The 21,945-nt window shown below is 70.2% G+C and carries 21 protein-coding genes and 3 tRNA genes; 11 read left to right on the top strand and 13 right to left on the bottom strand.

Annotated features, from left to right (window positions below):
• Positions 1-2: 2 nt before the first annotated feature.
• On the bottom strand, positions 3-266 hold the full coding sequence (locus LY40_RS12930) for a VOC family protein (protein WP_258936997.1): 264 nt from the start codon (positions 264-266) through the stop codon (positions 3-5).
• Positions 263-808 (bottom strand): DinB family protein, encoded by a 546-nt coding sequence (locus tag LY40_RS12925; protein ID WP_221212689.1) that lies wholly within the window; start codon positions 806-808, stop codon positions 263-265. The genes LY40_RS12930 and LY40_RS12925 overlap by 4 nt, the downstream gene beginning before the upstream one ends.
• A 124-nt stretch (positions 809-932) precedes the next feature.
• Between LY40_RS12925 and LY40_RS12920 the strand changes: the two genes are divergently transcribed.
• A complete protein-coding gene (locus LY40_RS12920) occupies positions 933-1,724 on the top strand; it encodes a maleylpyruvate isomerase family mycothiol-dependent enzyme (protein ID WP_258936996.1) in 792 nt (263 codons plus the stop codon).
• Between the two features lie 18 nt (positions 1,725-1,742).
• Here the strand turns inward: LY40_RS12920 and LY40_RS12915 are convergent, their stop codons facing one another.
• Complete coding sequence (locus LY40_RS12915; RefSeq protein WP_372497736.1) at positions 1,743-2,699, bottom strand: SDR family oxidoreductase; 957 nt, start codon at positions 2,697-2,699, stop codon at positions 1,743-1,745.
• A gap of 108 nt (positions 2,700-2,807) precedes the next feature.
• Between LY40_RS12915 and LY40_RS12910 the strand changes: the two genes are divergently transcribed.
• Both LY40_RS12910 and LY40_RS12905 read left to right on the top strand, forming a co-directional pair.
• A complete protein-coding gene (locus LY40_RS12910) occupies positions 2,808-3,266 on the top strand; it encodes a GNAT family N-acetyltransferase (protein ID WP_258936995.1) in 459 nt (152 codons plus the stop codon).
• Positions 3,267-3,352: 86 nt separating this feature from the next.
• Positions 3,353-4,105, top strand: a complete 753-nt coding sequence (locus tag LY40_RS12905) for a tyrosine-protein phosphatase (protein WP_307876800.1) — start codon at positions 3,353-3,355, stop codon at positions 4,103-4,105.
• A gap of 2 nt (positions 4,106-4,107) precedes the next feature.
• On the opposite strand, the gene LY40_RS12900 is transcribed toward LY40_RS12905, so the two are convergent.
• Positions 4,108-4,752, bottom strand: coding sequence for a GNAT family N-acetyltransferase (locus LY40_RS12900; protein ID WP_221212688.1), 645 nt, complete (start codon positions 4,750-4,752; stop codon positions 4,108-4,110).
• A 298-nt stretch (positions 4,753-5,050) separates the two neighbouring features.
• Between LY40_RS12900 and LY40_RS12895 the strand changes: the two genes are divergently transcribed.
• Positions 5,051-6,700, top strand: a complete 1,650-nt coding sequence (locus tag LY40_RS12895) for a class I adenylate-forming enzyme family protein (protein ID WP_183781988.1) — start codon at positions 5,051-5,053, stop codon at positions 6,698-6,700.
• Positions 6,701-6,807: 107 nt separating this feature from the next.
• Complete coding sequence (locus tag LY40_RS12890) at positions 6,808-7,176, top strand: GatB/YqeY domain-containing protein (RefSeq protein ID WP_258936994.1); 369 nt, start codon at positions 6,808-6,810, stop codon at positions 7,174-7,176.
• A gap of 320 nt (positions 7,177-7,496) precedes the next feature.
• Here LY40_RS12890 and LY40_RS12885 read toward each other — a convergent pair whose 3' ends face one another.
• A complete protein-coding gene (locus LY40_RS12885; protein ID WP_258936993.1) occupies positions 7,497-8,459 on the bottom strand; it encodes a pirin family protein in 963 nt (320 codons plus the stop codon).
• A 132-nt stretch (positions 8,460-8,591) separates the two neighbouring features.
• On the opposite strand from LY40_RS12885, the gene LY40_RS12880 reads away from it, so the two are divergent.
• Both LY40_RS12880 and LY40_RS12875 read left to right on the top strand, forming a co-directional pair.
• Positions 8,592-10,499: an outer membrane protein assembly factor BamB family protein gene (locus LY40_RS12880; RefSeq protein ID WP_258936992.1), complete on the top strand. Its 1,908-nt coding sequence runs from the start codon at positions 8,592-8,594 to the stop codon at positions 10,497-10,499.
• Positions 10,500-10,676: 177 nt separating this feature from the next.
• On the top strand, positions 10,677-10,943 hold the full coding sequence (locus tag LY40_RS12875; protein WP_183781979.1) for a hypothetical protein: 267 nt from the start codon (positions 10,677-10,679) through the stop codon (positions 10,941-10,943).
• Positions 10,944-10,962: 19 nt separating this feature from the next.
• Here LY40_RS12875 and LY40_RS12870 read toward each other — a convergent pair whose 3' ends face one another.
• Together LY40_RS12870 and LY40_RS12865 are read right to left on the bottom strand one after the other, a co-directional pair.
• Positions 10,963-11,628, bottom strand: coding sequence for a hypothetical protein (locus LY40_RS12870; protein ID WP_258936991.1), 666 nt, complete (start codon positions 11,626-11,628; stop codon positions 10,963-10,965).
• An 89-nt stretch (positions 11,629-11,717) separates the two neighbouring features.
• Entirely contained in the window at positions 11,718-12,506 is a 789-nt protein-coding gene (locus LY40_RS12865) for a thioesterase family protein (RefSeq protein ID WP_258936990.1), read from the bottom strand.
• A 223-nt stretch (positions 12,507-12,729) separates the two neighbouring features.
• Here LY40_RS12865 and LY40_RS12860 point away from each other — a divergent pair, with 223 nt between their 5' ends.
• Entirely contained in the window at positions 12,730-13,137 is a 408-nt protein-coding gene (locus LY40_RS12860; protein WP_258936989.1) for a hypothetical protein, read from the top strand.
• A 123-nt stretch (positions 13,138-13,260) separates the two neighbouring features.
• Here LY40_RS12860 and LY40_RS12855 read toward each other — a convergent pair.
• From LY40_RS12855 to LY40_RS12840, 4 genes are all read right to left on the bottom strand, one after another.
• Positions 13,261-13,334 (bottom strand) — tRNA-Phe (locus LY40_RS12855).
• 277 nt (positions 13,335-13,611) lie between these two features.
• A tRNA-Asp gene (locus LY40_RS12850) sits at positions 13,612-13,685 on the bottom strand.
• An 88-nt stretch (positions 13,686-13,773) separates the two neighbouring features.
• A tRNA-Glu gene (locus LY40_RS12845) sits at positions 13,774-13,846 on the bottom strand.
• Between the two features lie 739 nt (positions 13,847-14,585).
• Complete coding sequence (locus tag LY40_RS12840) at positions 14,586-14,834, bottom strand: hypothetical protein (RefSeq protein ID WP_183781966.1); 249 nt, start codon at positions 14,832-14,834, stop codon at positions 14,586-14,588.
• Between the two features lie 791 nt (positions 14,835-15,625).
• On the opposite strand from LY40_RS12840, the gene LY40_RS26520 reads away from it, so the two are divergent.
• The gene (locus tag LY40_RS26520; RefSeq protein ID WP_372497737.1) at positions 15,626-16,330 is read left to right on the top strand and encodes a hypothetical protein; all 705 of its coding nucleotides are present in this window, start codon (positions 15,626-15,628) and stop codon (positions 16,328-16,330) included.
• A 105-nt stretch (positions 16,331-16,435) separates the two neighbouring features.
• On the opposite strand, the gene LY40_RS12830 is transcribed toward LY40_RS26520, so the two are convergent.
• Positions 16,436-16,639 carry a cold-shock protein gene (locus LY40_RS12830; RefSeq protein ID WP_183781963.1) on the bottom strand — a complete coding sequence of 68 codons (204 nt, stop codon included), beginning with the start codon at positions 16,637-16,639 and terminating at the stop codon, positions 16,436-16,438.
• Between the two features lie 459 nt (positions 16,640-17,098).
• Here LY40_RS12830 and LY40_RS12825 point away from each other — a divergent pair, with 459 nt between their 5' ends.
• Both LY40_RS12825 and LY40_RS12820 read left to right on the top strand, forming a co-directional pair.
• On the top strand, positions 17,099-18,256 hold the full coding sequence (locus LY40_RS12825; protein ID WP_258936988.1) for a L,D-transpeptidase: 1,158 nt from the start codon (positions 17,099-17,101) through the stop codon (positions 18,254-18,256).
• A 224-nt stretch (positions 18,257-18,480) separates the two neighbouring features.
• Complete coding sequence (locus LY40_RS12820) at positions 18,481-19,074, top strand: PaaI family thioesterase (RefSeq protein WP_258936987.1); 594 nt, start codon at positions 18,481-18,483, stop codon at positions 19,072-19,074.
• Positions 19,075-19,314: 240 nt separating this feature from the next.
• Here the strand turns inward: LY40_RS12820 and LY40_RS12815 are convergent, their stop codons facing one another.
• Complete coding sequence (locus LY40_RS12815; protein ID WP_258936986.1) at positions 19,315-21,927, bottom strand: serine/threonine-protein kinase; 2,613 nt, start codon at positions 21,925-21,927, stop codon at positions 19,315-19,317.
• Between the last annotated feature and the right edge of the window lie 18 nt (positions 21,928-21,945).

Below are 21,945 nucleotides of genomic sequence, written 5' to 3'. Positions count from 1 at the left end.
TCTCAGAGTGACCATCCGCCACGGTTGACGTTCGGCGGGGAGGCGAGACCGGCCTCGGCCGTACTCCGATCGTGCGTTCCGGAACGGTCGGGCCCCGCCTCCAGCACGACGTACCCGGCCGTGTCGTGACGCCAACTCTGTCCGTCGCGCCAGTGGTCGGAGCACACGTATCCGAGTTCGCCGAGCAACCAACCCCACTCGCGTTCGGCCCCGGCGAGGTCATCGACCCACAGTTCCAGGTGGTGCAGGGCCCCCGTTCGGGTCATTCGCCGGTCTCCCCGTCGATGGCCTCGCGCAGCAGGTCGGCATGGCCGTTGTGGCGGGCGTACTCCTCGATCATGTGGAGCAGGATCCACCGCAGGTTCGGCGCGCGGCCGTCCGGCCAGGGCGTCTCGGCGAGCCGCTCGAACCCTCCGTCGGCGATCGCCTCAGCGGCCAGCCTGCGGGAGCTGTCCACAGTGTCCTTCCACAGTCCGAACAGCTCCTCCGGCGTGTCGCGGGCGGCGCTGCACCATTCCCAGTCCGGGTTCCGGCTCCAGTCCACCTCGTCCCACGGCGGCTCGGCGGGCAGTCCGTGCAGCCTGCGCGCGAACCAGTGGTTCTCGACGAAGGCCATGTGCTTGAGTAGTCCGCCGAGGGTCACCGCGGAGGCCGATGTCGTCCGCCGCAGCGCGTCCGCACCCAGCCGCGAACACTTCCATTCGAGCGTCTGCCGTTGGTAGTCGAGAAAGCCGAGGAGCTGATCCTCCTCGCCACCTTCGAGTGGTGGCTCGGTCCTGCCTTGCTCGTCCACGTCTACATCGGACATCGACATCGTCTCCTCACCCGTACTCGGCGGTGACCAGCGACCCTAGTCCGACATCGGCGTGTCCGATACGGTTCGACGCAGTTCACGACGCCGTGCCCACCGGAACCCGGGAGTGCCCGCAGTCATGCTCGAACCGACCGTGGAACCCACGGCCGAAGCCGCCCGAACCGCCGCGCAACAGTTCATCGACCTAGCGTTGTCGGTTCTCGACCCGGCCGTCCCTGTGCCCGCCACTCCACCGTGGACGATCGCCGACGTCTTCGGTCACGTCGCGATGGAGCCGCGGCGCTACCGCGACCTCGCCCGTGGGCAGGGCGCGTGGCCGTCGCGGGCTGCCGACCTGCCCGACTTCAACGAACAGCAGATCGCATCGCTGCCCACCGACGACCTCGGGACACTGGCCGGTCTGCTGCGGGCCGATCTCGACGACTTCCTCACCACGATCGACGAACTCGGCCCGGACGCGCGAATGATGTTCGACGGCGACCAGGAGATCCGCGTCGACCGTTCGCTCGGCACGCTGCTCGGCGAGTTCATCGTCCACGGCCACGACATCGCAACCGCGCTGGGCAGGTCGTGGCCGATCGACCCCGAGCACGTGCCGATGGTGCTGACCGGCATGCACCAGGTCATGCCCGGCTGGATCGACCGCGACGCCGCGGCGGGCCACACGGCGACCTACCACGTGCGGCTGCGCGGCGGCCCCATGCAGATCTACTCCTTCCGGGACGGCGCACTGACCATCGGCGAGAGCGGCCGTCCGCACGTACGCATCTCCGCCGACCCGGCCACGTGGCTGCTGTTGGTGTACGGCCGAGGAAACCCGACGCGCGCCGCTCTCACCGGGAAGGTCGTGGCCTACGGCCGCAAGCCGTGGTTGGCCTCCGGCCTCGCGAAGCGGTTCCTGCCGCCGTGAGGGGCCGCCGTCGGCACCTCACCACCTCGCCCAGGCGTCGGGGCGGGTTCCGTCGACGTCGGTGACGCAGTACTCGCGTGCCAGGTCGCCGGCGGTGACCGAACGCTGATTCCAACGTGCGCGATCCGCATCGGCGGCCAGCGCGGCGATGCCGCGCCCGACGAACCGCGGGGTCTCGGACTCCGAGAAGTCCGCGGGCGCGACCGGTCCGTCGGCACGTTCCGGGTTCAGCGCGTCACGCCAGCTGTCCTCGGTGACGCCGAAGTGCTCCAGCATCATCTCCGAGCGCATCCATCCCGGCGTGACCGCGACGGCGCTGCCCCCGTGCGGTGCGAGTTCGTGCCCCTGGGAGAAGGCCAGCCGGTTCACCGACGCCTTCGCCAGGTCGTAGAACACCGAGATCCGATACGTCGAGGCGTTGATCTCCGTGGTGCCGTCGGTGACCTCCACCAGCAGCCCACCGGGACGCTCGATGAGCAGTGGCAGCAGGAAATGCGACGTCACCAGGTGCGTTTCGACGGCGAGTCGCAGCATGCGCAGCCCGGCCTCGAGGTCGAGACGCCAGATCGGCGTGTCCCACTGCGGCGGGCCGCCCGTCAGTTCCTCGCCGCCCCAGATGTCGTTGACCAGCACGTCGAGGTGCCCGAATTCGCCGCGGACCCGGTCTGCGAGCGCGCGGACGCTGTCGTGTTCGAGGTGATCGACCTGGACGGGCACACCCGTGCCGCCCAGCGAGGTGACCAGCTCGGCGGTCTCCTCGATCGTCTCGGGACGGTCGTAGTCCGACGCCGTGTTACCGGCGCGCGAGCTGCGCCCGGTGCAGATCACGGTCGCCCCCGACTCGCCCAGCGCCGCGGCGATCCCACGGCCCGCACCGCGCGTCGCCCCGGCCACCAGGGCCACCTTGCCGCGCAGACTCCCGCCCGGATCTCCGTCGCCGCCCAGATCTCCGTCTAGCTCTCCGTCGCGGTCCACGTTCCCGTCACCGTCCGGCACGACAGCCCCCTTCCGCTCCACCACCGATGGTCGCCGGTGACGCTACTCGCGACGTCCGACAATTCCGGTGCCGCGAGAATGCCGGGCATGGACGAGGTGACGATCCGTACGGCACGCGACGACGAGCTGCCGTTGCTTGCAGACATGCGCTGGCGCTGGGTGATCGATCGCGGCGACGAACCGGACACGACGCGGGACGCGTTCGTCACGGCATTCGTCACGTGGGCGCGGGCGCACGCCGAGGCGCACCAGCCACTGATCATGCTGCGGGGCGGGACGGTCATCGGCATGGCGTGGCTGGCGCTGCAACCGCGGGTGCCGTCACCGCGGTCGACCGACCGGGTGACGGGCGATCTGCAATGCGTCTACGTCGCGCCGGAGCACCGATCGGCGGGGCACGGGGACCGGCTCATCGAAGCGGCACTGGCCCGGGCACGCGAACTGGGCCTCGAATCGGTGACGGTGCATTCGAGCGAACGTGCCGTCACGGCGTACGAACGCCGAGGGTTCGCCGTGTCGCCGAGGCTGCTGCAGCTGAGACTCTGATCCGGCCGTAGCCGCCCGGTCCCGTGTCACCCGACCCGGGCGCGACGAGCACCCGCCACGGTGCATCCGCGGCTGCCACTCAACCCATGCCCCGTGCCGCGCGTCCCCCGCACATGACCAACGGCGTTGCGTGCGACAGGAACCTCGCCTGGGACGGCTGCGTGAACGTCCGCGACCTGGGCGGACTCGGCGACATGACACCGGGCGCCGTCATCCGGATGGACGAACCGACGACACTGACCGAGGCCGGGTGGGCGGCCGCATGGGAACACGGCGTTCGCACGATCGTGGATCTGCGGGACCCGTGCGAGCGGACGTCCGACCGGGCACACCGGCCCGACGGCATCGCAACGGTCCCAGTGCCGGTGGAACCGGTCGGCACGCCGTTCCACGACCGTTGGCAACGGATCGACGGCCTCGCCTCCCCACTGCACTACACCGCCATGCTCGACGAACACCCGCACGCGGTCGTCGCTGCGGTTCGTGCCGTCGCCACCGCGGCACCCGGCGGGGTGGCGATCCATTGCGCGGCCGGCAAGGACAGGACCGGGCTCGTGACACTGGTACTGCTCGCGTTCGCCGGTGCGACCGCCGACGAGATCTGTGCCGATTACCTGCTGAGTTACGGGCGACTGCAACCACGGTTCGACGCCGAGAATCCGGGCGAGGGCGTGCGAGATCAGCTCACCGCCGTCACCGGCCTCCTCGCCGACCACGGCACGACGATCGAGGAATCGATCGCGGCCACGGTCGCCCACCTGCGCATGCCCGACTTCCTGCTCGAGGGCGGCCTGCCGAAGTCGGGGCTCGCCGCGCTCCGCAGGCGTCTGACCGGCTGAGCTCAGCCGGTGGAACGCACCATCGTGAGCTGGTGCACCGGCTTGCCGCGGTAGCGAACACCGGGCACCGGTACGGCCTCGCCGTGCGGCGTGAACCCCATCCGCCGGAAGAACCGGACGGCGCGGTCGTTCTCCACGACCGTCTGCAGGTAACACCCAGGCACGTCCTGCTCCTTCAGCTGGGAAAGGAAGTGCCGCATCAGGCCTTCCGCGGCACCGCTGCCACGGGCGGTCTCCGCGACGTTGATGTGCAGGTGAGCGGGCCAGCGCTCGTCGTGCAGTTCCCCCGCCGTGCGGCGACCGCGGAGCTTGGCGACGGCCATGTCGCGCACGCTGCGGGCGAAGAAGCGCCGCGCAGCGGGGTTCCGCAGCAGGCGGTGCTGCCGGATCGCGGACGCCAACCTCGCGTCCTCACCCGGCATCAGGTCGGAGGAAGGGCAACCGACGAGATATCCGACGAGCCGGTCGTCGCGTTCGGCCAGCCACACCGAGCCCGGCACGGCGTCCAGGTACGGGTCGAGGTAGACGGCCGCCTCCGACACCGGATCGCCCCACAGCGACTCCGTCGGGGATCCGCGGCCCGCGAATGCGAACAACTCGCGTACCGCGACCCGATCGCCGCTGCGATAGGTACGAACGGTCAGCATCGACATCACCTCGCCTGCGGATCGCTGCGCGAGCGGTCACCGTCCGCTCCCGATGTCGGCCGATTCTCCCTCACACGGCCGAAAACCGCGGCGGAGCGGTGGCGTCGGCTCCCACTGTCCAACCTTGACACACGTTCCGGCGCCGCCGCACCATCAGCCGGCGGTGGCCGACGGCGGCGAAGGAGCTTCCCGATGATCGACGCACCTGCGATGCGAGACGTCCGCGGCGGGGACGCACCGAGGACGGTCGGCCACGGGAGCGATTCGCCCGTCGACCCGTTCACCGTCCGCTGACGCCATGGGGAGCTACGACCAGCGCCCGTGGCTGAAGCTGTACCCGGACGGGCAGCCCGGCGGAATCACGGTCGAGTTCGACAACGTCGTGGACATGTTCGCGGCCACGGTCGCGCGCGATCCGGACGGCGACGCGATCCGCTACTTCGACGGCCGGATCAGCGCCCGTGAGCTGGACGCACTGTCGGACGCGTTCGCCGCGGGCCTCGCCGACACCGGGTTCACGGCGGGCGAGCGCGTCGCGATCTACGCGCAGAACGTGCCGCAGTTCGTCATCGCCCAGCTGGGCACCTGGAAGGCCGGCGGCATCGCGGTGTCGGTCAACCCGATGAACCGCGAGCGCGAGCTGGAGCTGATCCTCACCGATTCCGGCGCCAGCGTGCTGGTGTGCCTGGAAGGGCTGTATCGCGACGTGGCGAGCGCGGTGCTGCCGCGCACCGAGGTGCGGACGGTCATCACGACGTCCGAGCTCGAACACCAGACACGCGGGGACGAGCGGGTGCTCGGCGGGATCGAGCGGATCACCTGCGACGGAACCATCGATATGTCGACAATGCTCGCGCGGTTCCGCGGTGCCGCGCCTCCCGCGGTGCGACTGCGCCCCGACGACGTCGCGCTGTTGACCTACACCTCGGGCACGACCGGCCCACCCAAGGGCGCCATGAACACCCACCGCAACGTGGTGTTCAACGCACAGACCTTCCGCGACTGGATCGGCATCGACCACGACGACGTCGTCCTCGGCGTCGCCCCGCTGTTCCACATCACGGGGCTGATCGGCCACGTCGCGCTGTCCCTGCTCACCGGGGCTCCCCTCGTGCTGCTGTACCGGTTCGACCCGGAGGTGACGATCGAAACGGTCCGGGACGAGCAGGTCACGTTCGCCGCCGGGTCGATCACGGTGTTCATCGCGATGATGAACGCACCGAACGCCGAGAAGGCCGCGCTGGCCAGCCTCACGAAGGTGTACTCCGGCGGCGCGCCGATCCCGCCGAGCACTGTCACGGCGTTCCGGGAGACGTTCGGGCACTACATCAACAACGTCTACGGCCTCACCGAGACCACGTCCCCTTCCCACGGCGTGCCGAGGGGAGCCGACGCACCCGTCGACCCGGCGTCGGGGGCGTTGTCCGTGGGCGTCCCGGTGTTCGACACCGTGGTACGCGTCGTCGACGAGGACGGGCGCGACCTGCCGCCCGGCGAGATCGGCGAACTGGTGACATCCGGACCACAGGTGGTGCCCGGCTACTGGAACAAACCCGACGAGACGGCGAAGGCACTGCCCGGCGGCGAACTGCACACCGGCGACGTCGGCTACATGGACGCCGAGGGCTGGTTCTACCTCGTCGACCGCAAGAAGGACCAGATCAACGCCGGCGGCTACAAGGTGTGGCCCCGCGAGGTCGAGGACGTGCTGTACGAACACGACGCCGTGCGCGAGGCCGCGGTCGTGGGCGTGCCGGACGCATACCGCGGCGAGACCGTGAAGGCGTTCGTCAGCCTTCGTCCCGGCCGGTCCGCCGACCCCGACGAACTCGTCGCGTTCTGCAAGCAGCGCATGGCGGCCTACAAGTACCCGCGGCAGGTGGAGATCCGCGACGACCTGCCCAAGACCGTCACCGGCAAGCTCCTGCGAAGGCAGTTGCGCGACTGACACAGGCGCCGTGTTGCGGATCCCGGGCGCCGTGTTGCGGATCCCGGGGGCCGTGTTGCGGCGAAAACGGGGAGCGGGTACCGGCGCGGCGTTGTTACGTTGCGCCGGTGACGGAACAGACCACGGACGTGCGCGCCGCCATGCGGACCGCGTTGAGAGATGCCATGAAGGCGAAGGACAAGGGCGCGACATCGGCGTTGCGCTCGGCGCTGGGTTCGATCGACAACGCCGAAGCCGTGGAGGTCGAGGCCACTGCCGATACGGCTTCGGAGAACGTGGCGGGAGCCGTGTCAGGGGTCGGCACGGCCGACGTCCCACGTCGGGAGCTGACGGCCGACGACGTGACCGGCATCGTGCGCTCGGCCGTCGACGAGCGCAGGGCCAACGCGGCCGATTACGACCAGCTCGGGCAACACGACGCGGCCGAGGCCGCGCGGTACGAGGCCACCGTCCTGGCCCGGTTCGTGGACGGCTGAATCGACGTCCGAGTCGGCGGGTGGGTCACAGCCGGTCGAACCGGACTATCGACACCCATCCGGGGCAGGGACAGGCGCCCGTGCCCGCACCGCGCGGGCGCAGAACCCCCGGTGCCGAGTGCAGAATACGCGTGGCTGAGCGCAGCACACGTGGTGCTGAGTGCAGGACGCGCGACGGCCCCGGAACCCGCACCACGCTCCCCCGAACCTGCAACACGGGCGCCGGAACCCGCAATACGATCCCGAACCCGCAACACGGGGCCCGGAACCTGCAACACGGCGTCGGCGCGGCGGGCGCGGGACACGCGCGAGCACCGGGGCTAGCTACGCGGGCGCAGGCGGACGTTCGGCAGCTCGGGCGCGGGAATCGTCTGCTCCCACTCTGCGGGCATGCGGCCGAACCTGCCCGGCTGCCGCGATGTGCGCTCGTGTTCCCATTCGCGGCGGTACTCGGCGATCTCGTCGTGGGAGCGCCCGACGAAGTTCCACCACATGACGATCTGCTCGCCGAGCGGCTCGCCGCCGAGCAGTAGCAGGCGGGTGTCGGACTCGGCACGCAACGCCAGCGTGTCGGAACCTGCGGGCTGGTGGACGAGCACCCCCGCTGCGGCCGTGACCCCTGCCGTGACGACCGAGCCCCGGTCGACCAGCACACCGTGTTCGAACGCCGGGTCGATGTCCAGCCGCAACTCGCGTCCCGCCGGCAGCGTGATCTCGGCCCCGAGCAGCGGGGTGAACGTGTGCACCGGCGACACCTGCCCGGCCAGTGAACCGAAGAAGACCAGCATCTGCGCACCGTCGACGTCGACCACGGGTGGTGCGTAGTGCTCGAACCCCGGCTCGGTGAACCGATGTTTCTCGGGCAGCGCGAGCCACAGCTGCGCGCCGTGCAGGACGTCGGTGCCGGGAGTGGAGAACTCGGAGTGGGCGATGCCCGCGCCCGCGGTCATGAGGTTGAGCTCGCCGGGGCGGACGTACGCGTGCGCGCCGGTCGTGTCGAGGTGTTCGATCTCGCCGCGGAACAGCCACGACACCGTCTGGAGCCCGGTGTGGGGATGGCCCGCGACGCGCATGCCGCCCGTCGCCGCCACCTCGTCGGGGCCGTAGTGGTCGACGAAGCACCACGCACCGATGAACGACTGCGCGCGTTGCGGCAGCGTGCGGCGTACCGACATGGCCCGCGGACCGCCGAGCGGCACGCTGCGCGGTTCGAGCACGCGCCCACGGTCGTTCGGCGCCGACGTGCACGTCAGCTCCTCGGGTGCCGCTTCGAGATTGCTCATGCCCGCCTCCACTGCTCGCCAGGTCGACGCGAGATCCACTGTTCACGATGCCGGACGCGCCGGCAGGGAGCATCGCGAGGGTCGCCTCCCGGCGGATGCAACCGATCACCGGCAGGCGGCGTCGAACCCGGCATGGCCGCCGACGAACCGACCTCGCCCGACGACCCGGACAGCCGGGCCCCGGACGGCCGGGCCCCGGACGCCCACGACGCGGACGCCCACGGCGCGGCTGTCCACGGCGCAGATGCGCAGGGGCCGGGCACGCCGGACATCGACGGGCGGGACCACACGCCGGATGCCGACACGGGAGATTCCGACGTCAGGGAGGACGCCGACGCGTCCGATGCGACAGCGCAAGACCGACGCGCGGGGTCGTATCTGATCACGTTGCTGGTCACCGTGCAGCTCGCCCTCATGGTGCCCGCCGCTCTGTTCACGACCTGGGTTCTCGGTGGTTTCGACGCCGAGGAGATCCAGGTGTGGGCGCTGCTGGCCACCGGGTTCACGGCGCTGGGCTTGTTCGGGCTGTGGGGCGCGGGCCACGCGGAGTCGCACACGGCGCTGCACTGGTTCGCCGGGCTGGCCGCGTTGTTCGCCGTCGGCACCGCGGCGACGGCCGTCGTCGGGTTGCTGCCCACGGACGAATGGCAGGGGCCCGCGCCGCTGTACGCGCTGCTGGCCGCGCCGCTGTGGGCGGCCGTGGCGGCGGCGACGTGGTGGGAGATGCGGTTGCACGGGCCGCGCGCGACGGGGTGGGCCGCGGGCGGTCTGATCACCGGCAGCTGTGTCGTGATCGTGACGGCGATGGTCTTCGTGCTGGGCGGGTTCGGCCCGGCGCTGTCCGACCGGTACCTGCTGTGGCGGCATTCCGACGTCGAATCGGGGCCCGGCCGGATCGAGACGCCGCAGCCGTCCACCTTCGACGGCTCCGTCCGCTGGACCTTCGAGGTCGGATCGCTCGGGCTGGTGCGCGACGTCGTGCCCACCCGGCACGGCATCGCGGTGGCCTACGAGGATCGCGGCTTTCCGCGCGTCGCGCTCCTGTCGGCACGGGACGGAGAGCCGGTGTGGATGCGATCGCTCGAGGAAGGCCGCCGCCCACGCATCATCGCCGCCGATGCGACCCACGTCGTGGTGCGCTGGAACACGCACGGAACGGACGTGGACGGGACCGTGCTCGACACGCGGACGGGCGCCTCGACGTCGGTGTGGAACTACGGCGGGGACGATCACCCGCTCCACGCCGAGGACGACGAGCCGTGGCCGACGGGTGACGACGACGTGCGAGCGCCGTACACGCTGGTGACGCGCGGCGACCGTCCGGACGGCCGGCTCGCCGCGGTGGACATCGACGGTGCCGAGTTGTGGGACCGCCGGGTCGACTGCATCAACGAGCACGTCGAGGCGGCGCACGACGACGTCGCACTCCTCGGCTGCGACGGCGACACGCTTGCGTTCGACGCCCGGACCGGCAGCCGGCTGTGGGAAGCGTCGGAGGACGACGACACGCTCGAGTCGAACGTCGCCTCCACCGTGACCGGCCGGCTGTACATCACCGCGGGCAGCGAGACCGGCCGGATCACGGCGCGGCGGCTGTCCGACGGGGCCGACGCCTGGTCCACCGGTCCGCCACCGGAGGGAACGCCGTGTGCACAATCCGCGGAAAAAGACTGGGCCACGGAACGAACACTGCGGCTCACCGCCGGTGCGGACACGCTGTACGTGTCAGGCTGCGGTTCGGCGTCCGACTCCGACGTGCTGACGGCGATGCCGTTCGGCGGCTCGCCCGCCTGGCACCACCGGTACGAGCGGCGGACCGTCACCGACGTCCTGCCGCTGTCGGGCGAGCGTGCGCTGGTCGCGTCCGCGGACCGGGACGGCGGCTGCGCCGTGGACCTGGTGAGCGGGTCGGGCAGCACCCGCCTCGCCGATTCGGAGTCGGACTCACGCATCGACTGCAGCTACGGCGGCCGGCTGGTGCGCTCGGGCGGCGCCTACTACCTCTACGACGCCCGCGGCACCGTCACCGCCATCGGCTGACCGGTTCCCTTGTGGGCACCGGCCGGACGGAGCCCGGCACCGCGCCGGAACACCGCGGTTGACCGTAATGGAGCAGTGTTGTCACCGTGACGCGCGAAGTCGCTGCTTTTCGCACCGTTGCCGGACGGTGGTTCGATGAGCGAACGGCGCCGGCGAATCCCGAGAGGTTGCGAAGGCATGCGAACTTCCCGCGTTCCCGCCACGCTCGCGGCCCTGTTCGTCGCGGTGGCGATGTCGCTGCTCACAGCCGCGGCACCTGCCCAGGCACAGGAGGCCCGCCGGGTGGGCGAGGTCAGCGCGGTCACGGTGACCGCGGGACCCTCCCGCACGCCGGAGGCGGCCACCGGCCCGTCGACGCCGATCGGAGCACTCGTCGTGCTCTCCGGACTGGGGCTGCTGACGGGCCTGGCGGTCCGGTACGTCGCCCACAAGCGCGAAGGCTGACCGGTGTTCGCCGTCCGCGTCACGCGGGGGCGCAGCTGGCCGGGTCGGCCTGCACCACGGGTGCGTCCTCAGCGGCGCCGTGGAACTCGGTCTGTCCACGTGGGACGACCGTGTCGCGCGTGACCTCGTAGCTGGTGCGCACGCCGTCGAGTCCGCCGTCGGTCCGTTCGGCCCGCACGGTGGTGAAGGTCGCGCCGTCGTCGTCCGGTTCGTGGCACGCATACGAGGCCAGCGATGTCGCACCGCCGCCGTCGTGGAAGGTCAGTGGCGCGCCGTCGGTTCCGGTCACCCGCACCAGGCCCTGTTCCGGGATGTAGGTGAACGCGGCGAACGTCAATGTGTTGGCGCCGGTCGCGGTGGTGACGAGCAGGTCCGCCGTACCGTCCCTGCCGAGGTCGGCCACCCGCGGATCGAGATTCAACCGCCCCGCCGTGTCGCTGGGGAACGCGGATTCCACATAGGAATGGTCGGCGAAGCGTGCCGACACCACCCGGTCGTCATCGCGTTCGCGCACGGTGATCAGCTCCGGCCCACCGTCGCCGTTGATATCGGCCTGCACGGACGCCGAATCCGGCAGGTCCCCGCCCGCCTCGCCCGCCGCTGCAACCGGCGTCGCCAGCGCACCGCCCAGCAGTGCGGCCAACGTCAAACCGGCGGTTCTCGACCCGATCCTGACAGGTTTCATCGCAGCCCCCTCGCGATGTCGACCCGCGCCGTTCGCGCGGACTCCCTGTCAGGACGGGACGAACGTGGCCGAAGGTTGCACGCGCCCGCTCACAGTGGACGCACCGTGAGGATCTGCTGCGCGTGCCCCACGTGGCCGTGAGTGTCGTGGAGCGCGGTGCTCGTGATGCCGCGGCCGCCGGGACCGAACGTGACGGTGGTATCGAGACCGGTCCAACCGGGTTCGGGCGCCCGATGCAGGTGAACGGTCAGGTCGACGTTCGGGAACATCCACTCGGTCGGCGGCCTGCGCACGGCGATGCCGTTGGCCGCGTCGACGTGCGTGACGAACGCGGCGAACGGGCCGACGGGCTCGCCGGCGACGAGGTCGGCGTCGGACGAGATCCAGACTGTGCCGCGGCCGGGCTCCGGTGCCGCGACGGGACGGGCGTCCAGCGAGGCGATGTAGCCGCCGGACCACAGGTGCGACATCTGCCACGGCTCCAGCTCACCCGGCGGGGTGAGGGGTGGATCCTCCCCGCCCGCGACGGACGCCGTGTCGCCCGGGGCCAGCAGCCACGCCCTGGCGCGTACCGCCGTGCGGCCACCGAGGTCCGCGACGGCTTCGACCAGCTCGATCGTCCGTCCTGGGCGGATCACCTCGACGCGGATGTCGCATTCGTCGAGGGCGAGTTTGCCGAGGATGTCGAAACTGATGCGGGAGATCGCCAGTGCGCTGCCCCGCTCGTCCCGGTCGCTTTCGATGGCGTGCGTGATGAGACCACCGAGGGGACTGAAGTGCTGTTCGTCGGGGTTCCACGCGCCGCTCGTGTGAGACGTCGGCTTGAATCGCCGATCGTCGATGCGCTCGTAGTAGCTGCGCTCGTGGTCGGTGCTCACCAGGCGGGCTCCCTCTCTGCTCGTCCTCCCGGTGAGAGTAAGCGACCGGGGTGAGTCGAGGGCGCGTACGCGCACTTCGTCACTGTCTCGCGGCCCCTCCCGCGGCACGTGGCCGGCGTGGCGGCGTGGCCGGCATGGCGACGTGCCGTCTCAGGGGTAATTCAGGAAAGGACCGGGTCGTGCCCTGATGTCGGCCGTCGCGTGGCCGCATAGCGTCCACACCGTGAAGACTCGACTTGCCCAGCTGTCGTGGCCGCTGATCATCGCGCTCGGCGTGTTCGCGCTCATCAGACCGCTGTTCAGCATCACAGGGCTCATGGATGAACTCGGAAAACCGGTGACGCCGATCCTGATGACCGTGGGCATCTCGGTCGTGTGGCTGGCCGCCGTGCTCCTTGGGCGTGCTCGCGAACCGGTGCTGACGTTGGTGTGCGTCGGCCTCGTCTACGGTGCGGCGGCGATCGTGCTCAGCGCGATTCTCTCGCCGATGCTGCACGGCCAGCTCGAAGGCCCGCTGGCGACGCCGGGAGGCATCGGCGTCGTGATGACCCTGCTGGTCAACGCGGCATGGGGCGGAGCGGTCGGGTTGCTCGCGGCGGGTATCGGCGCCACCCGACACCGGGCGGGTTGACCGGCTGCGCGAGGCAGTGCCGGGGCGCTGATGCGGGAGCAACTGAGACCCGAAATGAGCACCCGACACGAAATTGGCCCCTGCGAGTGCTTTCGCAGGGGCCAATTTCGCTGGTCAATGTTGTGGCCAGGGCCGGGGTCGAACCGGCGACCTTCCGCTTTTCAGGCGGACGCTCGTACCAACTGAGCTACCTGGCCGTTGGCTGTACACACTAGCGCATGTGCGCAACGGCCCGTGCGGCGGGGCCCGTTGCGCAGGGCGGTGTCAGGACTCCGACGTCGGGACCACCCGGCGATGCAGGTCTCCGGAATCGAGGCCGCCACGCGGTGACTCCCGGGGTCCCGACGTCACGACCGGCGCGCGATGACTCCCAGCGAGCCATGACTCACAACCGGGCGGTGACTCACCACGGGCGACACCTCCCGACGACATGAAAAAGCGGATCCGTCTCATGACGAACCCGCTTCCTCGATGCGACCCTGACGGGACTTGAACCCGCGACCTCCGCCGTGACAGGGCGGCGCGCTGACCAACTGCGCCACAGGGCCTTGCTGTGCTCCGGCCTTCAGGTTCCGATGTCGTTACCCGAGCCGGTATTCTGTTGTCGACTGCACTCGTCACGTGCAGCGTACTGCGTACTCCCAACGGGATTCGAACCCGCGTTGCCGCCTTGAAAGGGCGGAGTCCTAGGCCGCTGGACGATGGGAGCCCGGCCGGTTTCGGATAACCGACCCGACCACGCTCTCCAGGTCGTCTCCCCGGGAGCGATGACTACTTTACGGCACCCGGTGATCCGCCGAAACACCGGGGGTCACTTTCACCCTGACCTGCGAAAACCTCCGGATCGGCGCCGAACCTCCGCGACGCCCCTCGACGGGGGGGCACACCCGATCCCCCGCGCGCCGACCTTCGGCACCGAGTTCGCGATCCCCGCACGCCGCCACGGCAGGCGTCCCCACGACTCGACCGTCCGATCCCGCCGGCTCGGTCACACCCGGCGACGCCCCGCACCCGGATCCGTCACAGCGACCTCTCCGCAACCACCACCGGGTTAACGGCGGCCGACCGGCACCTGCCGACCCGGTTACAGCCCGGACGCATCAGGTCGCAACCGTTTGCCCGGCGGCACTGCCTGCAATTAGCGTGGCGAAGTGTCGTCCAGGTGCACGACCAGGGGGTGTGCACCTGGACGCACATTTGCCGGACGTCGCACGGCATCGGCCGCGGACCACACGGGTGACGTCCGCCCGCGGCGGCGCATCCACCGCAACCACTCCGTGCGACGCGAACGACCTGCATCCCGACGGCACCGAGCGAGTCGCCCGGCCGGGCCTCACCGAACGGCGACGGCCGGCCCGAACGACGGCGCTCCCCGAAATGACGGCGCAGCCCGAAACAACGGCGAGCCGCCGCGGATCGGCGCGGTCACAGCCGGATCGGCACCGCGGTCACCGCTGAACGGGAACGTTGCCGTCCTCGTCGGGTGTCAGGCCGAGCATGTCCAGCAACTGGGCGCAGTCCTCGGCGTCGACCGCACCCGAGGCTACGGCGATCCTGGCTCTGCGTACCTGGTCGTCGGAAACCCGCGGCGCCTCCGCCTGCCCCGAGCGTTGCCCTGGCAGTCCACCGACTCCGGAAACCTGCTCCCCTCCGTCCTGCCGAAGGAGAAACTGTCGCACTTCCACTGATCCGCTCATTGCTCCTCCAAGGGGCTGCGCCGGATCGCGGACGGATCCCCCGCGTACGGGTTGCCGCCGGATCGAGGGGTGGTCGAGCACCGACCTCGGCGCCGAGGCTAGCCACGCGGCGATCACAACCCCAGCCCCCCGCAGAGTGAACTCCTCGTCACGCGTGCGGACTCCGCACATCGGTGACGGCCGGCCGTGGAACGCATTCCGACGACAGTAGTTGCGCGATCTCCGTTCGGATGCGTCGTCCGCGCAAGATCTCGCGGGTGTAACGCCCGAACGCCGGAAGAATGTCAACCCATTCACCGTCGACTCTGCGGAAGACGGGCCGACGGAGCCCCGCCGAAGGTGGCCCGCAAGCTTTTTTCATCCCCAAACCTCGCCACCCGCGGCCGGATCGTGTAACAATCGACGTGCTGACACACCCCCGGTCAGCGCCTGTGGAGATCCCCTCCGGCCCCCGCGTTCCTCCCCCTGGCGCGGGGGCCTCTCCATTTCCGCGATCACTTCGCCGAGCACATCCCGCCGGTGGTCACAGCGGTTTCGGCGGACTTCCGGCGGCTTGACTTCCTGCAGCCGATCGCCGTCTTGCGAAAATTCTTCAGCCCTGCAATCTGCAATCGTCGCGATGTCCGAAATCACGATCCGTACAGGAATCCACAACGCGCTCCGGTTGTGCCCACACAGATGGCCCACCGCCACGTTGAACGCAGAATCACGGACACCTACGAGCCGTTACACGACGTGTCGGAAGCCACGTCGTCCCACGTGGCTGAGACACAACCGTTATCGTGGCCGCCGTGCCTAAACCTTCATTCGGACGGCTGTCCGGCCGCGGCAAATCCGGCTCCAGACGCCGGGACGACGCGGACAACGCCACGCCGCGCACCGCCGCACCGGCAGGCCGCGACGACACCGACGACCACGGTGGGGAGGACCAGGAGCTCTCCAGCTACCTCAAGGCCCTCGCCCCGGACAACGACGTCGAGAGCACCGGCTCCGGCAGGAAGTTCGGCGACGCGCAGGTCTACCAGCTGCGCATGACCCACGCCGCAGGCGAGGAACTGACCGAGCTCGCCGAGGCCCGCGGCACATCCCCGCAGGCGCTCGCTTTGGAGTGGGTGCTCGAACGGCTTGCATGGGAGGCGGGCTCCGTGACGCCCACCGGCACCGACCCGGCCGCCCCGGGACAGGACGCCGCCGCATCCGGGGCGGACCAGCCTGCCGGTCACCAGAACGCGGGGTTTCAGAACGCGGGGTTTCAGGACGCCGGGTTGCCGGGCGACGGGTTCCCGGCGGCGCCGCAGGCGGAACAGGTGGCGCCCGCTCCCGAGGCGCACGCCGCGCGTCCCGGCGAGGACACCGATCCGCACGGCCGCGCCGTTCCCCCGCTCGGTGCGGGTCCGGACCCGCGGCATGCGGCTGGACCCGGCCACATCGAGCCGGAGGCCCGCACCGACGAGCACTTCTTCGATCGCACCGGCTGGGACGCGCCGCGGCGCTGACCGACCCGAAACGCAAGCCGACCCGAAACGCAAGTGAGCCCCCGGCGACCTGGTCGCCGGGGGCTCACTTGTCAGTCAGTGAAAATCAGCAGGTGACGCACGCCCTCAGACGGCGCGAACCTTCTGAGCCTGCGGGCCCTTCTGGCCCTGGCCCACCTCGAACTCCACTCGCTGGTTCTCCTCGAGGGTGCGGAAGCCGCGTCCCTCGATCTCCGAGTAGTGGACGAACACGTCGCCCTCGCCGCCGTCCTGGGCAATGAAGCCGAAGCCCTTTTCGGCGTTGAACCACTTCACAGTGCCTTGCGCCACCGTTTACTCCTCGTTGCTGTTGAGCTGGGACCCAGCTTAGTGAGTCCCCGGCCGATCCGGACGGTTCCAACGAGGTTCTGCGAAAGAGCGCATGTCCGTCTCACGCCCCGCGTCAGAAGTTCCGCGAGTGTGAAGCCACGAACACGCAAAACAACGGCCACTTCGCAGCCTACCCTGCCGCCGCCGTTTCGACAGCCCCGTACGGGTGTTGGTCCAACCGGGCGGACCGGCCCCGAACGGGTTTCGATCCGGCCCACACCGGCCATGTCACCTGGGTAGCCGCATGGTCACCGCCGGAGTCGACCGGAATGTTCGGACCGGAGTGCCGAATGTGAGTGCCATCACATTCGGCGGATGAGTGGCGAGGACAGGACACGGCCACACATTTCGCGGACCTCAGAGGGGCGGATCCACGTGAAGGGCACTTACACGATCGGGGGCGATCGCAGACCCGGGCCGGTGATCGCATTGACACTGACCGCGATGCTGTGGCTGGCGGCTTGCACCGGTAGCACGCCACAGCAGCGAAACGCGGGTATGCAGGACAGCACCCCCGAACCCGCACCCGCGGCCGAGGTCGACCTGCGGCCCGGCGACGGTGAGGCCGACGTCGAACCGCGTGACGACGTGTCCGTGACGGTCGAACACGGCACTCTCGACAACGTCACCCTCACCGCCGACGCGGGCGAGCAGGTCGACGGCGAGCTGGCGGAGAACGGCCGCTCGTGGACGGCCACCGAGCGGCTCGGTTACGGCAAGCGCTACCGCTGGACGGGCACCGCGACGAACGCGGAAGGCAAGGAATCCCCGGTCACCGGGTCGTTCGAGACCGTGAAGCCGACCGCGATCCACAGCGCCAGCCTCAACGTCGGTGACGGCGGCACCTATGGCGTGGCCATGCCGATCTCCATCACGTTCGACGAGCCCGTCGAGAACAAGGCTGCGGTCGAACGCGCACTGTCGGTCGAGACGTCAACGGCCACCGAGGGCTCGTGGGCATGGCTCGAACTCGACACCGCCGTGCACTGGCGGCCGAAGGAGTACTGGCAGCCCGGAACCGAGGTGTCGGTCAGCGGCGATCTGTACGGGCTCGAACTCAGTGACGGCGCCTACGCCGAAAGCGACGTGTCCTCGACGTTCACGATCGGCCGCAGGCAGCTCGTGCGCGCCAACACGCAGTCGCACCGGATGAAGGTGTTCGTCGACGGCAAGCAGACCGCCGACTACCCGGCCAGCTTCGGCCTCGACTCCGACCCCGGCCGCGTCACCCGCAGCGGAACACACGTCGTGATGACCAAGCACTCCGAGTACTACATGAACAACCCTGCCTACGACTACGAGGACTTCCGGGTCGAATGGGCCGTGCGGATCTCCAACAACGGCGAGTTCACCCACGCCGCTCCGTGGTCGGTGGGCAGCCAGGGATACGACAACGTCAGCCACGGGTGCATCAACCTCGCGCCCGCGGACGCCCTCGAGTACTACAACCTGGCGCAGACCGGCGACCCGTTCGAGGTGCGGGGCAGCAGCGTTCCCCTCGGCCCCCGGGACGGCGACTACCACGACTGGTCGTACTCATGGCCCGAATGGACGTCGATGTCCGCTCTCCAGGACTGACGGCCGCGGAGATCGTTCGCCCGGACCGAGTCATCACCCGAGCTTCGTCAACGCGGCCTGGGCCGTCTCGGCGGCGACCTCGCGGTAATGCTCACGGCCGCTGTCGACGTCGACCGTGCGCACGCGCAGCTGCACGTACGCCGACCGACCGTGCAGCGGCGGTGTTCGCCACAGATCGGCGCCGCAGGCGAGGTCACGGCGCCGCGGCCGGATAGCTTGACCCGATGAGCTCACGTACCGAGAACTGGCCGCCAGCCGACGCCGAGCCCGTCAGCCCGCACGCCGACGCACCCGCCCCCGGCACGCAGCTCGCCGAGCACTACGCCGAGTGCTTCGGGTGCGGCCACGAGGTCGAATCGGGCCTGCACCTGAAGTCGGCCGTCGCCGACGACATGTCCGTCGTGTCGACGTTCACCGTGCAGAAGGATCACCAGGGCGCTCCCGGTCTTGCCCACGGCGGGCTGCTGGCGTGCGCGTTCGACGAGGCCCTCGGGTCGGCTGTCGGCAACCTGCTGCGCAGGCCGGCGGTGACCGCCCGCCTGGAGACCGACTTCGTCGCGCCCGTCCCCGTCGGATCGACGCTGCACATCGCCGCCAAGCTCGACGGCGGGTCCGGCCGGAAGACGTACGTCAGCGCCGAGGGCCGTCTCGACGCCGCCGACGGTCCGGTCGCGCTGCGCGCCCGCGCGCTGTTCGTGACGGTCGGCTTCGAGCACTTCACAACGCACGGCGACCCCGACGCGCTCGACAAGTTCCGCGAGTCCGAGGCCACCGAGACCACGGCCGCCGAGGACAGGGGCTGGGACGTCAACCCCTGACGTCCGCCGCGGTGGCGTGGTCGTGCGGCAGCCACGGCGATGCCCCCAAGGGCACCTTCGGGGCATTGATCACGGCCACGCGTCGGCGTGCCCTTGAGGGGCGCTGGTCGGGCCTGCGGGTGAGAGCGCCCCGAATCTTCCCTTGATCACGCGGCATGGCATGCCCGTATGCGCGGTCGGCGCACGGCGGCACGGACTTGCCCACCGCCATGCCCCACGAGCCCACGGACCCGTCCGCGCTCACGTCAAGGTGCGCGGCCGCAACGCATTCGCTTTGTCGACGAGTTCGATGCGCTCGGCGGCCGTCGACGCCAGCCGCGCCAACGACCGGTGGTGCGACTCGAGCCCGAGCCGGATGTCGCGGTCCTCCAGTGCACATCCCAGCACCCGCGTGCCCCCGGACGCGTTGTTCGCACCGACCCATTCCAGCGCGGCCGACAGAACCTCGATCCCGAGCCGCGTCCGCCGCTCGGCGTCAAGGTTCAGCCGCTCGAGGCGTGCGCTCGCGTCGACGAGATCGGCCTCCGTCACGGACTTGCCCGCGATCGGCGTGATCTTCACCTTGATCGCCGCCAACTGTGCGGGCACGTGGTGCGTCGACGTCGCGGGCACCGATTCGAGCACCTCGATCGCGCTGGCCCGCGCTCCCTGTGCCAGGTAGACCCGCGCCAGTCCGAACGCGGCACTCACGTACGACCGGTCGGTCCGCCACACCAGCTCGTACAGCCGCGACGCCGTGAAGTACTCGCCGGTCGCCTCCGCGCTGAAGGCCATCGCCAGCTTGGGCGCCGTCTCACCGGGCAGCTCGTCGTAGACCGTGTCGAACGCGACGTGCGCGACCCGCGCGCGCCCGCCTGCGAGCTCGATCAGGCCGCGGTACCAGTCGATCCGCCAGTCGTGCGGGAAGCCCGCCTTGATCGCCAGGTACTGCGCCGCCTGCAACTGACGATTGGCCTCGGCCAGCTCGCCCAGCTCGATCCGCGCGCGCACGACCCGCAGTCGCACCTCGATCGACTCCCGCGGCGCACCGGCCAGCGCCTCGATCGCCGCCCGTGGATCCGCACCGAGCGTCGCGGCGAGCACACCGGCGCCGACGTCGTCGGTGTCGACCTGCGGCACCGGCAGTCCGGACACGACCTCCACCGGATCGGGCAACGGCACATCCTGTCCGTTGCCCGGAACGACCATGTCGACACCGAACGTGTTCGTCTCCGGACCGAACACAGTGGACTGTCCGGGGCGCTGTTTTCCGGTTCCCAGCGCCATGATCTCGCGCAGTACACCGGTCAGCTGGTCGGCCATCTCCTCTGCGGAGACGAACCGGCGCGCGGGATCGGTGTGCGTCGCGCGGCGCAGGAACCGGTAGTAGGAGCCGAACAGCTGGAACAGTGGAACGTCGTCCTGGCTCGGCAGCGTCGTCTTGAACTTCGTGGTGTAGCCCGTGAATTCGAAGCTCAGCACCGCCAGCGTGCGGCCGACCGTGAACAGGTCGGAGGCCACGGACGCGCCGTCGCTCGCCAGCTCCGGCGCGCTGTACCCGCTCGTGAAGAACAGCGGACTGCTGTAGTCGTCCATCCGCCGCACTGCGCCCAGGTCGATGAGCTTGAGCTGGTCGCCGGTCTGGATCACGTTGTCCGGCTTGAGGTCGCAGTACAGCAGCCCCTGGCTGTGCAGGTAGCCCAGCGCGGGCAGGATCTCCAGTCCGTAGGCGATGACCTGCCCGATCGGCAACGGCTCGGCGCGCCCGCTCTTGCGGTGGTGGTCGAGCGCGAGCTGGCGCAGCGACTGCCCGCCGACGTACTCCATCACGATGTAGTCGACGGCCCCGCCCGTGTCAGGGTCGGGGTGCTGCACGAAGTTGTAGATCTTGACGATGTGCGGATGCTCGACCTCGGCGAGAAACCGCTTCTCGTTGACGGCGGCCGCCATCGCGGTCGCGTCACCGGTGTTAATCAGTCCTTTGAGGACGACCCAACGGCCGTCGACGTTGAGGTCACGTGCGAGATAGATCCAGCCGAGCCCACCGTAGGCGAGCGCGCCCAGCACCTCGTACTGACCGCCGACGAGATCGCTGGGCTGGAGCTTCGGCACGAACGAGAACGGTGTCCCGCACTTGTCGCAGGTGCCCTGCGGACTGCCCGCCTTGCCGTCCGCCCCCCGGCCGACCTTGGCGTTGCAGCTGCTGCAGAAGCGCTTCGACTCCGACACGACCGGGTCGGACAGCACCGCCTCGGCGGGGTCCCGGTAGGGCACCGGCGGCACCTCGACCATGCCGGCACCCAGCCTGCCGCGGGTCGACGTGCGGGAGGACGACCGCCGCGACGTGCGCGGGAACGCACCTCCGGTGCCTGCCCCCGAACCGGTCCACGGCCCACTTCCGGCTCCGCTGCCGGTCCCGCTCCCGGTGCCACTGCCCGGCCCGCTTCCGGGGCCGCTCCCCGGGCCGCTCCCGGGGCCGCTCGCCGGACCGCTCGCAGGACCACTCGCCGGGCCGCTTCCCGGACCGCTCGTGTACCCACTGGGCGGTCCCATACCCTCGCTCGGATCGGCCGATTCGGACGGCGGAGCAGGCGGCATGACGAGTTCGGTGCCCGGAGCGTGGTCGAGCACGCTCGTCGACATCGGCTCGTTGGCCCCGGCCTGCGCCTGCGCGGCTTGCGGGCCCTGCTGTGCGGCCCCGGGTGCCTGCGGCTGCGGCGGTGCCTGCGGCTGCGGCGGCTGCGGCGGCTGCTGCGGCTGAGCGGCGTGCCGGGGCGTGCCGCCGTTCGGCTGCACCGGCGCGACGTACTGTGTGTGCTGCTCGTCGTCTCCGTCCGGCGCCGCGTGGCGAGGACGACGTGGCTCGTCGGTCACAGGTTGCCTCCTCGGTTC

This window comes from Prauserella salsuginis (assembly GCF_024648885.1).
Lineage (GTDB): Bacteria > Actinomycetota > Actinomycetes > Mycobacteriales > Pseudonocardiaceae > Prauserella > Prauserella salsuginis.
This window is presented reverse-complemented; position numbering and strand designations above follow the sequence as displayed.

Coding starts and splice junctions, on each gene's coding strand:
- LY40_RS12930 (WP_258936997.1), bottom strand. CDS start 266: ATGACCCGAACGGGGGCCCTGCACCACCTGGAACTGTGGGTCGATGAC.
- LY40_RS12925 (WP_221212689.1), bottom strand. CDS start 808: ATGTCCGATGTAGACGTGGACGAGCAAGGCAGGACCGAGCCACCACTC.
- LY40_RS12920 (WP_258936996.1), top strand. CDS start 933: ATGCTCGAACCGACCGTGGAACCCACGGCCGAAGCCGCCCGAACCGCC.
- LY40_RS12910 (WP_258936995.1), top strand. CDS start 2,808: ATGGACGAGGTGACGATCCGTACGGCACGCGACGACGAGCTGCCGTTG.
- LY40_RS12905 (WP_307876800.1), top strand. CDS start 3,353: ATGCCCCGTGCCGCGCGTCCCCCGCACATGACCAACGGCGTTGCGTGC.
- LY40_RS12900 (WP_221212688.1), bottom strand. CDS start 4,752: ATGCTGACCGTTCGTACCTATCGCAGCGGCGATCGGGTCGCGGTACGC.
- LY40_RS12895 (WP_183781988.1), top strand. CDS start 5,051: ATGGGGAGCTACGACCAGCGCCCGTGGCTGAAGCTGTACCCGGACGGG.
- LY40_RS12885 (WP_258936993.1), bottom strand. CDS start 8,459: ATGAGCAATCTCGAAGCGGCACCCGAGGAGCTGACGTGCACGTCGGCG.
- LY40_RS12880 (WP_258936992.1), top strand. CDS start 8,592: ATGGCCGCCGACGAACCGACCTCGCCCGACGACCCGGACAGCCGGGCC.
- LY40_RS12875 (WP_183781979.1), top strand. CDS start 10,677: ATGCGAACTTCCCGCGTTCCCGCCACGCTCGCGGCCCTGTTCGTCGCG.
- LY40_RS12870 (WP_258936991.1), bottom strand. CDS start 11,628: ATGAAACCTGTCAGGATCGGGTCGAGAACCGCCGGTTTGACGTTGGCC.
- LY40_RS12840 (WP_183781966.1), bottom strand. CDS start 14,834: ATGAGCGGATCAGTGGAAGTGCGACAGTTTCTCCTTCGGCAGGACGGA.
- LY40_RS12820 (WP_258936987.1), top strand. CDS start 18,481: ATGAGCTCACGTACCGAGAACTGGCCGCCAGCCGACGCCGAGCCCGTC.